The sequence below is a fragment of the Gemmobacter nanjingensis genome (genome assembly GCF_014652195.1).
GTDB lineage: Bacteria > Pseudomonadota > Alphaproteobacteria > Rhodobacterales > Rhodobacteraceae > Gemmobacter > Gemmobacter caeni.
Window position 1 is genome coordinate 1 of sequence record NZ_BMYI01000008.1, and the last position, 12470, is coordinate 12470.

Annotated in this window: 11 protein-coding genes; 4 read left to right on the plus strand and 7 right to left on the minus strand. The window is 64.7% G+C overall.

Features of this window, described 5'->3' with window-relative positions; genetic code table 11:
* From IE126_RS13490 to IE126_RS13500, 3 genes are all read right to left on the minus strand, one after another.
* On the minus strand, positions 1 to 1544 hold a 1544-nt coding region (locus tag IE126_RS13490), incomplete at its 3' end, for a terminase gpA endonuclease subunit (protein WP_229825509.1).
* 1165 nt (positions 1545 to 2709) lie between these two features.
* Entirely contained in the window at positions 2710 to 3543 is an 834-nt protein-coding gene (locus IE126_RS13495) for a L,D-transpeptidase (RefSeq protein ID WP_407646033.1), read from the minus strand.
* Positions 3544 to 3691: 148 nt separating this feature from the next.
* A complete protein-coding gene (locus IE126_RS13500) occupies positions 3692 to 5848 on the minus strand; it encodes an esterase-like activity of phytase family protein (protein WP_189381327.1) in 2157 nt (718 codons plus the stop codon).
* A gap of 156 nt (positions 5849 to 6004) precedes the next feature.
* On the opposite strand from IE126_RS13500, the gene IE126_RS13505 reads away from it, so the two are divergent.
* Positions 6005 to 6358: a hypothetical protein gene (locus tag IE126_RS13505; protein WP_054303837.1), complete on the plus strand. Its 354-nt coding sequence runs from the start codon at positions 6005 to 6007 to the stop codon at positions 6356 to 6358.
* Positions 6359 to 6415: 57 nt separating this feature from the next.
* A complete protein-coding gene (locus IE126_RS13510; protein ID WP_189381328.1) occupies positions 6416 to 7111 on the plus strand; it encodes a L,D-transpeptidase in 696 nt (231 codons plus the stop codon).
* Positions 7112 to 7181: 70 nt separating this feature from the next.
* Here IE126_RS13510 and IE126_RS13515 read toward each other — a convergent pair whose 3' ends face one another.
* Positions 7182 to 8387: an aminopeptidase P family protein gene (locus IE126_RS13515; RefSeq protein ID WP_054303839.1), complete on the minus strand. Its 1206-nt coding sequence runs from the start codon at positions 8385 to 8387 to the stop codon at positions 7182 to 7184.
* A 236-nt stretch (positions 8388 to 8623) separates the two neighbouring features.
* Here IE126_RS13515 and IE126_RS13520 point away from each other — a divergent pair, with 236 nt between their 5' ends.
* Positions 8624 to 9613: a P1 family peptidase gene (locus tag IE126_RS13520; RefSeq protein WP_189381329.1), complete on the plus strand. Its 990-nt coding sequence runs from the start codon at positions 8624 to 8626 to the stop codon at positions 9611 to 9613.
* A 68-nt stretch (positions 9614 to 9681) separates the two neighbouring features.
* On the opposite strand, the gene IE126_RS13525 is transcribed toward IE126_RS13520, so the two are convergent.
* The 3 genes from IE126_RS13525 to pgsA are packed head-to-tail and all read right to left on the minus strand — an operon-like array spanning position 9682 to position 11040.
* Positions 9682 to 10122 carry a molybdenum cofactor biosynthesis protein MoaE gene (locus IE126_RS13525; RefSeq protein WP_189381330.1) on the minus strand — a complete coding sequence of 147 codons (441 nt, stop codon included), beginning with the start codon at positions 10120 to 10122 and terminating at the stop codon, positions 9682 to 9684.
* Position 10123: 1 nt separating this feature from the next.
* The gene (gene moaD / locus IE126_RS13530) at positions 10124 to 10369 is read right to left on the minus strand and encodes a molybdopterin converting factor subunit 1 (RefSeq protein WP_189381418.1); all 246 of its coding nucleotides are present in this window, start codon (positions 10367 to 10369) and stop codon (positions 10124 to 10126) included.
* 8 nt (positions 10370 to 10377) lie between these two features.
* Positions 10378 to 11040: a CDP-diacylglycerol--glycerol-3-phosphate 3-phosphatidyltransferase gene (gene pgsA / locus IE126_RS13535; protein WP_054303842.1), complete on the minus strand. Its 663-nt coding sequence runs from the start codon at positions 11038 to 11040 to the stop codon at positions 10378 to 10380.
* Positions 11041 to 11147: 107 nt separating this feature from the next.
* On the opposite strand from pgsA, the gene IE126_RS13540 reads away from it, so the two are divergent.
* On the plus strand, positions 11148 to 12383 hold the full coding sequence (locus IE126_RS13540; protein WP_189381331.1) for an Hsp70 family protein: 1236 nt from the start codon (positions 11148 to 11150) through the stop codon (positions 12381 to 12383).
* Positions 12384 to 12470: the final 87 nt, after the last annotated feature.

Sequence of the window (12470 nt, forward strand, 5' to 3'; positions counted from 1 at the left end):
CCATATCTGGCCAGCAGCATCGGATCGGCGGCGGTCTGGCTGCCGTCGTAATATCGGATCCAGGCATGGCCCTCGTAATCGCCGAGGATCGGCAGGCCGTAATCTTCATGCGCCCCGGTGCCGATCTCGACGTAGTCATCGTTCAGGATCAGCCGTTCCAGCTTTGCACCGGGGGCCGAGCAGATCTCGATCACATGGGTCAGATAGCGGTTCGATTTGCCATGGCTGTAGGGCGGGCAGATCGCCTGACCGCCGGTCGCGGTGCGGCCGAGGAGGATGGTCTCGGGGTTCTGCTCGCCGCGCAGCGTGGTCGAGATCGTCAGCCCGCCGCCCTGCGGCGGCTTCGGCCCGAGCGCCTGCTGCGGCGCCGACAGCGCCACCGAGGTCAGGAGTTTGCTGACAAGGCCGCCGACGACCGTGCTGCCGATATCCGCACCAAACGGCTGAAGGAACGCCCGGACGTAATCCTCGTCCGACAGGCCCGCTTCCGGCAGTGGCCGGGCAGAGAACGGCTTGGCCGCGTCGAGAAGATCCTGCAACGGCGCCGGGGGATCGATCTGGACCGCATGCCGCCCCACATGGATCAGACCGCCGCCTTCGTCGATCAGAGCGGACGGCACCAGACCACGCTCCCAGAGGTTACCGGGTTGATAGTCCCAGCCATAGCCGATCCCCTCGGGCAGCATGACGGTCAGATCGCCATAAAGCCGGTGCCAGCCAAGCGACCAGCTTTCCTCACCCGCACCCCAGCCCACCAGCTCGACGGCAAGCCATTCGTCCTGGGTGTCGATCCCGGCCGTGATGACGGCCACGCCGGGCGGCAGGCCCTCGCCCCAATGCTCAACGCGACGGGAAAGTGCGCCGGAATCGACCGTCTGGGCGGCTTCCTCCTCACAAGTCTCGCCCAGCTTGGTGTTGACCCAAGATTTCAGGCGGGCAGGATCGGCGGCCACGCGGCCATGCTCGGCAGCAATCTCGGCCCATGTCTCGAAAGGCGACAGCAGCGCTGGCAGATGATAGCCACGGGTGCGGCCGTCACCGGGCGCGGTGGCCTGCCAATTTCCGCCGCGCAACAGGGTGGGCTTCTCCCGCTCTTCGTGTACCCCACCGCATTCCGGGCAAACACATGCGGCATCCTCGGGTTTGCCCTTCGGCCAGCGAATATCCTTCCAAGCGACGGTAAAAGCATGGGCGCAGTGCAGGCAGGAGACGAAAAACCGCCGCTGATCCGATTCCAGATAGGCGGCCTCGATCCGGCTGAAGCCTTTGATCGTCGGGGTGCTGATCATCAGGATTTGGCGGCGGCCGCGATAAGTGACGGTGCGCTGGACCGCCAGTGCGATTGGGTCGCCTTCGCCCTCCACGTCCAGCGGGAAGGCGTCGATTTCGTCCATGACAAGGAACCGCGCCGGGGTCGAGCGGAGCGAGGATGCGGCATTGGCCCCGGTCATCACCAGCTCACCCCCAGTGAACCGCTTGTGGGTGGCGGTGTTCCCGGCCTCACGGCTCTTGGCGGGCACCACGCGGGCGGCGATCTCGGGCACGATCTCGAAGAACGGATCAATCCGGGTGCCTGACGTTGAAGAAGCTGCGCAGGTGCTTGTTCATTTCGGCCTCGCCTGACACCAGTTCCTGACGCAATCCAAAGCGCCGCCCTGTGTCATACACGGCGGCGCTTTTTACGTTCGAGCGAAAAATTTTCCTGCCAAAGCCTTTACGCCGTTCTGCCAAAGCTGGTACGCCGCTACACATATTGGCCGGATCGGCTTGCCAAGATGCGCGACACCAGCCAAATGCTGCCGTTCATCAGTTTTGTCGCCGATGATGGATGCTGCAATGGAGCATCCGCCATGCGTGGTCGGTGGGTATCGCATGACGAACTGAAACCTTTACCCCTTGACGGCTGCAGCAGCGATCATTGCGGCTGCGACTATCGATGCATGTCTCGAAGGATGGCGATAAGCAGGCATCCAGACTGGACAATTTCCTCATGATTTGGCTGGTGGTAGAAGAAAGAGGCGGAATGCGTCAGGATTGTCACGATGAGCGCCGATCCTGACGTTTAGCTCGGTCAGACCTTGCTGCGGTGGCGGAGGCCTGTCACGCAACCAAAGAATCCAGCATTTATTGGCTTTTTTTCAGGTCTGACCACAGGAGCTAAGGTTTGGCGTTTCGGTCAGACCTTGATCCTCTGTTTTGGACCTCTCACTAGACCTGACGTTCAAGTTTGACACAGCGGCCTCGGCGTGGATCTGCAATTTTTTTGTGTGTTATCTGCCTGTTGCTCAATGTTGGCCGGATGATCGGTGGATGTTATCCATGTGATGGCTCGATGTTATGCAAAACGGTCAAATTTCGCGGTCTCTATCAGGTCACTGCCAAAGCACTTTTCGGCACAATAGGAAGTTTCTTCTGTGGTTTCATGCCCTTAGAGGAGATGCACCCCAACACCCTTCACTGACAAAGGTAAGACACCCCTACAGGCGCAACGTCAATTTCTGGATGGAAATTTTCCGCAGCGCCATTTCCCGTCCGTGCCAGATGGAAATGAGTTGGTCAGCCTTAACAACCGGACAACGTAGCTTCGCATCTGCCAGGCGTGGCCGGAACGCAGGACGCGGGGCGAACCCGCGCCAACCATGAAGTGGTCATCCGCAAAGCAAAAAGGGCGGCTTTCGCAGGCCGCCCTTTCCCAACTCGGCGCCGCGCTTACTGGCCCAGCGTGCCAGCCTGATGTTCGGCGGCGGCTTCGGCGGCTTCGCGGGCGATCTGTTCCTCCAGCTTCTTCTCGTTGATCGCGCGTTTGGCGGCGATTTCCTCAAGACGGCTGGCGTCATAGGGGATCAGAAGGCCCCATTCATCTTCCATGAACTTGCCTTCCAGCCGCTCCGATTCCTCGCGCGAGCGCGACTTGACGGTGGTCCCCAGCGGGATGCGGTCATAGAGGTCGATGATGTCCTGATTGAACAGCCGGATGCAGCCCGCCGAAGTGGCCCGCCCGATGGAGCGGTTGTCGATGGTGCCGTGGATACGGAAATAGGTGTCCCGGCCGCCGCGATAGAGATAGAGAGCGCGCGAACCCAGCGGATTTTCCAGGCCGCCCGGCAAACCGCCCGCATATTCGGCATAGAATTCCGGCATCGTGCGGATCATGTTCGCAGTCGGCGTCCAGGACGGCCATTTCTGCTTGCGGTTCACCGTCGCATTGCCCCGGAACCCCAGACCGGCGCGGCCAACGGCGATGGAATAGCGCCGCGCCATCCCACCCTGCTCGACCAGATACAGCTTCCGGGCAAAAGCATCGACCACGATGGTGCCCGGCGCCTCGGGGCCGTTATAGGCCACATCCTCGCGCGGGGGAGAGCCGATGAACTGGTTCGGCTTCACCGCCGGAATGGTGATCCCCTCGTCCACCATGGCGCCGTAGCCGGGCGGGGCTTCCTGCGGCGCGGGCTGCTGGGCGGCGGGGGCGGCACAAGCCGCCAGAAGCGGCAGCACGATCAGGGCAAGAAAGCGGGAGCGCAAGCTGGAAACCATTCGCATGTTATCTTTCGGCAGAGATTCTTATTTGGGTGCGACCCTCTGGATCAGCACCGAGCACGCGGCTCAGGTCAAGCCCTCAAAACGGTTCGGCTTCAAAAGAATACCCCCGGCCAAAGGACCGGGGGCATATTACGCAACAGTCAGGCGATCAGCGCAGCGCGCCGACGGACCACAGGAAGGTTTCGCCCGAGCTGTCGTCCACACCGTCATTGTCGGTCACCAGCCAGCCGGTGCCGGTAGCGTCGATGGCAAAGCCCTCGACCTTTTCGGCGGTATAGCCATTCCACTGCGCCAGATCGGGTTTGAGATCCCGCACCAGCTCTTTCGTCACCACCGGCAGGTCACTCCCCAGCGGGGCGGGTTGCAGTTGCGCCAGCGGCACGCGAGTCAGGTGTTTCACCTGTGCGGCGTCACCCGTGCCGTTGTCACGCTCGATGAAATAGGCCCAGTCACCGTCGATCTGGATTTCCGAAAGACCCATCCAGCGGCCCTCGGCCGGAGCTTCCAGCGGATAGTGCACGGCCCCCCAGGTCTTTTCCTTCAGATCATAGGCCAGCAGCTTGACCATGCCTTTTGGATCGTCCCCCCACTCGCGCTGCATGGCCAGCCACAGCCGGTCGCCCTGCACGGCAATGCCTTCGGCGCCGAAACGGGTCTGATGCGCCAGCAACTCGTCCGGCAGCGCGATTTCCTTGTCGATCGCGCCTTCGGCATCGACGTGGTAGATCGCATGCGGCACCAGTTTGTCGGCACGGCCTTCCGAGGCCAGCCAGAAGCCGCCCTCGCCATCCGTGGCAATGCCTTCCAGATCCAGCTTCTGCGCCGGATCGCCGTCACGCGTCACCACCACGGCGCCGGTGATGCGGGCCGGGGTTTGTGTCGCGTCGATGGTGTAGATGGTGGGGGCGGCGCGATAGACGCTGTCCGACACCGCATAAAGCTTGCCGGGGGTCGCCGGATCGGCGGCCAGCGCCGACAACGCACCCCAGCCGATGCCGGTGCCTTCGGCGGTCAGTGTCGGATAGGCGGGGGTACCCTCCGCGCGTTCATAGATCATGACATGGGCGCGCACGCCGCCATCCTCGACCAGATCGACTTCATTCGCGGTAACGAACAGATTGCGTGAGGGGATTGCAACAGCGCCTTCCGGGCTGATGCCCGAGGGGAGAAGCTGCTTCAGCACCGGAGCGGCCGGATCAGTCAGATCATAGACCCCAACGATGGACGCACGCTCCGACACGACGAAAGCCATGGTCGTGCCGTCAAAGCTCGCGATCTCGATGGATTCGGTTTCGACGCCCTTCTTGTTGCGGTGCTCGGGGTAATGGCCGATGGCAGCAATCGCCTGTTCGAACCGCGCACCGTCCTCGTAAACGACCGAGCCATCGCGGTTCCAGATCGTCCAGCCACGCGAACCGCCCTTCCAGTCGCCTTCATTGGCAGTGATCAGGTGGTCATTGTCCAGCCATTTCACCCCGTCGGGTTCGCGCAGAACACCATCTTTCTTGCCCGAGAAATCCAGCTTGCCGTCTTTCTTGGTGTCGATACCCGCCAGATCGACCGCACCGGCGCTGAAATGGCTGGCCACCTTGCCATCGGCACCAATGATCACGATGTGGTTGTTCTCTTGCAGCGTCACCACGATGTCACCGGCGGCATTCACGTCGATGAATTCAGGTTCCGGGTCTTCCGGAGCGATCCCGGCAAGGCCCGTAACGTCGATCTTCTGCGCATTGGCACAGTCCACCGCGCCATCCTTCAGCGGCAGCTTCACCACATAGCCCGCAGGCATCTGCGGCAGGTCACCGTCATTCAGATCCTCGTCGCGCTCGTTCTCGATTGCCACGGCGACAAAGCTGCCATCCTTGGCGCGCGCCACCGAATCCGGCTGGCCGCCCAGATCGCATTCGGCCACGACCGCTTTCGACGCCAGATCGACCGAGACCAGCTTGCCCGACGGCGCGGTATAGCTTTCCGAGGTATTCACGCCGACGAAGGCCATGCCGCCGATCACCTGTGCCGTGGTCGGCTCGCCCCCCATGTCGATATTGCCCATGGGCTTCGGCGCTTTCGGGTCCGCGATGTCAACCAGACCGATCACGCCCAGCGGGCTGTCGGAATAGATCAGGGTCATCCCGTCCTCGGTCGCAGTGATGATTTCCGCGCTGGTCGGACGCGCGTGATCCTCGCCTTCCGCCATATTCTGCGGCGTGGCGAAGCTGGCGATGCGGTTGAACACGGGTTCGGACAGGGCCGGGGTCGCGGCCACCAGCGCAAGGGCCGAGGTGAAGGTCAGAAAACGCATGGGCAATCCTCGATGAGTGATGGCCGACCCATGCGGGCGCCGCGTAACGTGCCCATGACGGCGATATGACGCTTTCACGAAATCCCTGCGCCTGCTCGCGCCGATGTGTTCGGAAGCGGTGTCGACAGGCCCGCGCGGCGTTGCTACCTGTCAGCCATGTCCGCGTTGCGCCCCCTGTTCCTGACGCTGATGGTCCTCATGGTCTTGCCTTGGGGGGCCTATGCTGGTGTGGGCGGGTCCTGGGCGCATCTGCACGGCCATGGCACGGCGGTGACCACCGCGCCCGTGACGCCTGTGATCGAGCGCGCGCGCCACAACTGCCGCACCGCCACTCTGCCCGGTGCCCCCTGCGGCACCGATCTGGCGCCGCCTCCGGCCGAGACCGGGCTGGTGGCGCCCGACTGGCGCGGGGCCGTCGCCGCCAGAAGTGCCGCTTGGCACAACAGCCATCCATCACGCCCGCCGGTCCGCCCACCCAGGCTCCTGCTGAAACACCTGCCCCGCGCCTGAGGCGCTTTCGTTTCAGCCTGCATAGGCCCGTTCCAGCCTGCCAAGGATCATTTCGTCATGCTTACCCGTCGTCTGTTCGCCGCCGCCGGTGCTGCGGCCACCCTTTCCGCCTGTGTCAAACCCGCCGTCGCGCCGCCACCGCCCGAGCCGGAGAAACCGGACTGGCCACCGCTGCCCGCCTTTTACGGCGCCATTACGGACGAGCCCTTCCCGGTGCCCGCCGTGCCGGAGGGGGTCGTCCCGCCCGAACTCTGGCGTCAGACCGTCGCCAATCCCTTCCCCGGCGACAAGCCCGGCACCATCGTCATCAACCCCTCCGCAGGATTGCTTTATCTGGTCGAATCGTCGGAAAGCGCTCTGCGCTATGGCGCGGGCACCGGCGCCGCCGCTTTCGCCTGGTCGGGCAATGCCCGCTTGCAGTTCGGTCGCAAATGGCCGGTCTGGAAGCCGCCCGCCGCGATGATCGCCCGCAGGCCGGAGCTGGAGCCCTATTCGGTGGCCAATGGCGGCATGCAGCCGGGACCGGACAATCCGCTGGGCGCACGCGCGCTGTATCTGTTCCAGAATGGAGTTGACACGCTTTACCGCATCCATGGCGCCTGCGAACCGAAATACCTTGGCAAGGCCGTATCCTCAGGCTGCATCCGGCTACTGGATCAGGATGTGATCGATCTTTACGAGCGCGCGCCCCATGGCGCGACGGTCCGTGTTCTGCATGCCGAAATGCCTGCCGAGCTGCTGGGCGTGTACTGACGCCCTGCCCGGCTACAGAAAAAGGGCAGCGCCAAAGCGCTGCCCCTGCCCTTCGGTGCGGACGGGTGTTTTACCCCACGACGTTGAAGGCCGGCCCGAACGGGTATTTGGTGATATCCTCGTTGCCATCTTCGGTGATGAAAAGGATGTCATGTTCGCGGTAGCCCCCGGCGCCGGGCTGGCCTTCGGGAATGGTCAGCATCGGCTCCATGCTGATGACCATGCCCGGTTCCAGCACGGTGTCGATATCCTCGCGCAGTTCCAGCCCCGCCTCGCGGCCATAGTAATGCGACAGCACGCCGAAACTGTGACCATAGCCGAAGGTCCGGTATTGCAGCAGCTGGCGTTCCTCGAAGAAGGCGTTGATCTTCGCCGTCACCTCTGAGCAGGAGGCACCAGGTTTCAGCAGGCTCATGCCATATTCATGGGCGGCCACATTCGCCTCCCAGATCTTCAGGCTGGCGGCATCCACTTCGCCCATGAACATCGTCCGTTCCAGCGCGGTGTAATAGCCCGAGATCATCGGGAAGGTGTTGAGGCTCAGAATATCGCCCCGCCGCAACTGCCTTGCCGTCACCGGGTTATGCGCCCCGTCGGTATTGATGCCCGACTGGAACCAGACCCAGGTGTCACGGTATTCGGCATCGGGAAAGCGGCGCGCGATTTCCAGCTCCATCGCGTCGCGGCCCGCCATGGCCACGTCGATCTCGCGCGCGCCTTCCTTCACTGCCTCGCGGATGGCAAAGCCACCCACATCTGCCACCGCCGCGCCATTGCGGATGATCTCCAGCTCTGCCGCCGATTTCATCAGGCGCTGGCGCATGGTGGCAGGGGCGATGTCGACCAGCTTCGACGGCGACAGGAAGGACCGGAGCTTTTCGGATTGCACCAGCGTCAGGTGATCGCCCTCATAGCCGATTACACGGCCCGGCCCGGAAACCGACAGGATCGCGCGCCAGTAATTGTCCCGCTGCCAGTCGGTATAGGTGATGTTGTCGCCATGGCTTCGCCGCCAGGGCTGGCTCGCGTCGATGCCCGCGCTGATCGTCACGCTTTCGCTGGCGGTGACAACCAGACCGTAGGGCCGCCCGAACGAACAATACAGGAAACCCGAGTAATAGGCGATATTGTGCATCGAGGTGAAGACGCAGGCGTCCACCCCCTCGGCTTGCATGATCCGGCGCAGCCCCGCCAGCCGCGCGTCATATTCCGACGCGGCGAAGGGAAGCACGCGGTCCCCTTGGTGGAAGCGATACATTTGCGGACGTTCCGTCATGTCAGACCTCGTTCATGGGGTCCGGCATATGTGCGGCGAGACCCCGAAAGGTCCCGGCGTACAGGACTGAGGCAGGTTGCCCTGCAAGCGACGGGGCTAGTGGCCCCTGTGGCGACGCCATCGCCACGGCTCGGATCGAACCTTGCCCCAAACCGGATCATCCCGCAAGCCCCGGCTTTCGGCTTGCCCACCGCGACAAAGCGGGCAAGTCTGCGCTGACAGGCAGGGAGAAGGCGATGCGACAGGGGCCACGCAATGCGATCACCGATGTGGCAGGGCTGCACGTCGGCCACGCACAGGATGCACGCCTGCGCTCAGGGGTCACCGTACTGCTGGGCACTGCGCCCTTCACAGCCGCCGTCAGCGTGATGGGCGGCGCGCCCGGCACGCGCGAGACCGACCTTCTCGCCCCCGACCGGCTGGTGCAGCAGGTGGATGCGATCACGCTTTCGGGCGGTTCGGCCTTCGGTCTGGATGCGGCCTCGGGCGTGGCCGAGGGCCTGCGCGCGATGGGCCGCGGCTTTGCCGTCGGCGATCAGCGGGTGCCCATCGTGCCCGGCGCTATCCTGTTCGACCTGCTGAACGGTGGCGACAAGACCTGGGTCCGGAACCCCTATGGCGCGCTTGGCCAAGCGGCTCTGGCCTCAGCGGGGCCGGAGGTGGCACTTGGCACCGTCGGGGCGGGTTATGGCGCGGCGACCGGCAGACTGAAAGGCGGGCTTGGCACCGCCAGCGCTGTGCTGGACAGCGGCATCACCGTCGGCGCGCTGGTCGCGGTCAATGCGCTGGGGTCGGCCACCATCGGCGACGGCCCGCAGTTCTGGGCCTCCCCGTGGGAAATAGACGCCGAATTCGGCGGCCTTGGCCTGCCCTCCAGCTTTCCGCCTCCAGACGATCCGCTGCCGATGAAACGGCAGGGCGAGGCCACGACAATCGCCATCGTCGCCACCGACGCGCGGCTGACCCAGGCCGAAGCACAGCGCATGGCCGTCGCCGCCCATGACGGTATGGCCCGCGCGCTGGTGCCCTCGCATACGCTTCTGGACGGCGATCTGGTCTTTGCCGCTGCCACCGGCACGCGCGATATGGCGGCCCCCCTGCGTGACCTCTATCAGATCGGCCACGCCGCCGCCTGCTGCCTCGCCCGTGCCATCGCGCGCGGCATCCACAGCGCCCGCCCCGAACCCGGTGATCTGCAACCCTGCTGGCAAACGCTTTACGGCTGAGCCTTCCGCGGCAGCCGCCTCCAAGGGGGTTCGATGCCCCCGAGGAGGCGCCCTCAATTGTCGAAGACCTACCAGCGCCGCAGCGCCGCCTCATCCTCGTCCTTCGCCGCGACCCACGCCGCGCCGTCAGCGCCAATTTCCTTCTTCCAGAACGGCGCGCGGGATTTCAGATAGTCCATCAGGAACTCCGCTGCCGCGAAAGCATCCGCCCGATGGGCAGAGGCGGTCGCTACCATCATGATCGGCGCATTGGCCTCCAGCCGCCCATGGCGATGAATCACCAGCGCATCGGCCAAGGCCCAGCGACGCGACGCCTCCTCGACCATGGCGGCGATGGCGCGCTCGGTCATGCCAGGATAGTACTCGATCTCCATGGCCGCCAGTCTGCCGCGATTGTCACGCACAATGCCGGTGAAGGTGACCACCGCCCCCGCCCCCGTCAGGCCAGCGGTAAAGGCGTTGGCTTCAGCTCCGGCATCGAATGCGGTCTCCTGCACAGAAACCCGCATCTCAGCCCCCCGTCATCGGCGGGAAAAAGGCAACCTCGCGCACCCCTTCCAGCGAGGCACCGAAATCGGCAAGCTCCTGATCCAGCGCCACCCGCAGGCTCGTCAGATCGGCGAAGGCCAGCGCGTAACGCTCTTCCCGCTCCGCAAGCTCGGCCACCAGCCCCGCCACCGTTGCCGCATCGGTCTCAACCCGCTCGCGCGGCAGGCCGATCCGTTCACGCACCCAGGCGAAATACAGCACGTCGATCCGTTGCATCACTTGTCCCGCAGATAGGGCAGGGATTTGCGGAAGTAATCCCAGCCGGTCACAAGGGTCAGCATCGCCGCCACCCAGATCAGCACCAGCCCCACATTGGTGGCATAGGCCGCGCAATCGCGCCCGCCGCAGGTGCGGATCGCGTCAGCCGTGCCCGCCTCGACCGCCAGCGCATATTGCTCGGGTGTCATGCCGCGCAGCGCGATCCCCTCAAGATACTCCAGCCCGGTGCCAAGGAACAGCACCGCAATCGCCACCATCTGCGCCGTGGTCTTCCACTTCGCCAGCTTCGTCACCCGCAGCAACCCGGCCTTGTGCCCCAGATATTCCCGCAGGCCAGAGACAAAGACCTCGCGGAACAGGATCGCCGTCGCGGGCAGGATCAGCCAGGGGTTCATGCCGGAATAGCCGGTGATCACCATGATCGCGATGACCACCATCGCCTTGTCGGCGATCGGGTCCAGCATGGCACCGAATTTCGATTCCTGTTTCCACAGCCGCGCCAGATAACCATCGAACCAGTCGGTGATGGCCGCGCCGATGAACAGGGTGAGCGCGAACCAGTCGGCCCATGGCCGCTGGAAATACAGGAACATCACCGCAACACCGGGTGCGGCCAGCAGGCGCAGAAGCGTGAGGACATTCGGGATGTTCCAGGTCATGGCGCAAGTCGTAGCCGAAGCCCCGCGCGCATGGAAGGGGGTGCGGCCTTTACAGCCCGCCGCGCGACGTATAGGCAAACCGCTTTCCGAAAGAACAGGAGGCGCGGATGCGGCATTGCGGGATCGACTTCGGCACTTCGAACTCCACCCTCGGCCTCGCCGACGGGTCCGGCGCAAGGCTCCTGCCGCTGGAGGGGGCCAGCCCCACCCTTCCCTCTGCCGTCTTCTGGGCCGAAGACGGCCCGCCGCAATTCGGCCAGGCCGCCATCGCCGCCTATCTGGAGCATGAGGAAGGCCGCCTGATGCGGGCGCTGAAATCCACGCTCGGTTCCGGGCTGATCCACGAACGCACCCGCGTCGGCAACCGCACCGTCGCCTTCCGCGAGGTGCTGGGCCGCTTCCTCGCCCATCTGGCCTCCCGCCTGCCCGACGGGCCCGAGGCCGTGGTCATGGGCCGCCCCGTGCATTTCGTCGACGACGATCCGACGCTGGACGCCCAGGCTGAGGCCACATTGGGCGAGATCGCCCGCGATCTGGGCTTCCGCGAGGTCTCGTTCCAGTTCGAACCCATCGCCGCCGCCCGCGACCACGAAAGCCGCTGCACGACCGAGGAACTGGTGCTGATCTTCGACATCGGCGGCGGCACCTCTGACGTCTCGCTGGTCCGCGTCGGCCCGGACCGCGCCCGCCGCGCCGACCGCGCGGATGACATTCTTGGCAATGACGGTATCCGCCTCGGCGGCACTGATTTTGACCGCATGCTGAGCCTCGCCGAGGCCCTGCCCCATCTGGGCTTCGGGGCCGCGACCAAGGGCGGCGCCGGCACCATGCCCCGGCATTATTTCCTCGACCTCGCCACCTGGCACCGGATCAACCAGCTTTATTCCCGCAGCACCATGACCGACCTCAAGGCCCTGCGGCACGAGATCGACAACCCCGAGCTTATCGACCGGCTGATCCGCCTGATCGAGGGCCGTCAGGGCCACGCGCTTGCGATGGAAGTCGAGCGGGTCAAAATCGCACTCAGCGACACCGAGGCGGAGCGCCTGCTGCTCCGCCCGCTGTGCGGTGCGCCCAATCCGGTGGTGCGGCGCGAGGCTTTCGAACAGACGCTCGCCCCTGCTCTCACCCGTTTGCGTGACCTGATCACCCGCGTACTGGCGCAAGGCGGCGTCACCCCGGCAGAGGTCGGCACGGTCTTCGTGACCGGCGGCTCCAGCCGCCTGCCGCTCCTGCGTCGCCTCGTGCAGGATATGCTGCCGCAAGCGCAACTCCACAGCGGTGACGACTTCGGCGCCGTCGGGCTTGGCCTCGCGCTGGAAGCGCGGCACCGCTACACCTGATCCGCATTTACCCTGGCAAGAATATCCCCGCCGGAGGCAGGCCGTCCGCGCATCGCGCGGACGGGACAAGAAGGCTTGCGCCACAGG

Bases quoted from the DNA above. Each gene is read 5' to 3' on its own strand.
- IE126_RS13525 (WP_189381330.1), bottom strand. From the start codon at position 10,122: ATGCGGGTTTCTGTGCAGGAGACCGCATTCGATGCCGGAGCTGAAGCC.
- IE126_RS13510 (WP_189381328.1), top strand. From the start codon at position 6,416: ATGCTTACCCGTCGTCTGTTCGCCGCCGCCGGTGCTGCGGCCACCCTT.
- IE126_RS13500 (WP_189381327.1), bottom strand. From the start codon at position 5,848: ATGCGTTTTCTGACCTTCACCTCGGCCCTTGCGCTGGTGGCCGCGACC.
- IE126_RS13540 (WP_189381331.1), top strand. From the start codon at position 11,148: ATGCGGCATTGCGGGATCGACTTCGGCACTTCGAACTCCACCCTCGGC.
- IE126_RS13515 (WP_054303839.1), bottom strand. From the start codon at position 8,387: ATGACGGAACGTCCGCAAATGTATCGCTTCCACCAAGGGGACCGCGTG.
- IE126_RS13520 (WP_189381329.1), top strand. From the start codon at position 8,624: ATGCGACAGGGGCCACGCAATGCGATCACCGATGTGGCAGGGCTGCAC.
- IE126_RS13495 (WP_407646033.1), bottom strand. From the start codon at position 3,543: ATGCGAATGGTTTCCAGCTTGCGCTCCCGCTTTCTTGCCCTGATCGTG.
- pgsA (WP_054303842.1), bottom strand. From the start codon at position 11,040: ATGACCTGGAACATCCCGAATGTCCTCACGCTTCTGCGCCTGCTGGCC.
- IE126_RS13505 (WP_054303837.1), top strand. From the start codon at position 6,005: ATGTCCGCGTTGCGCCCCCTGTTCCTGACGCTGATGGTCCTCATGGTC.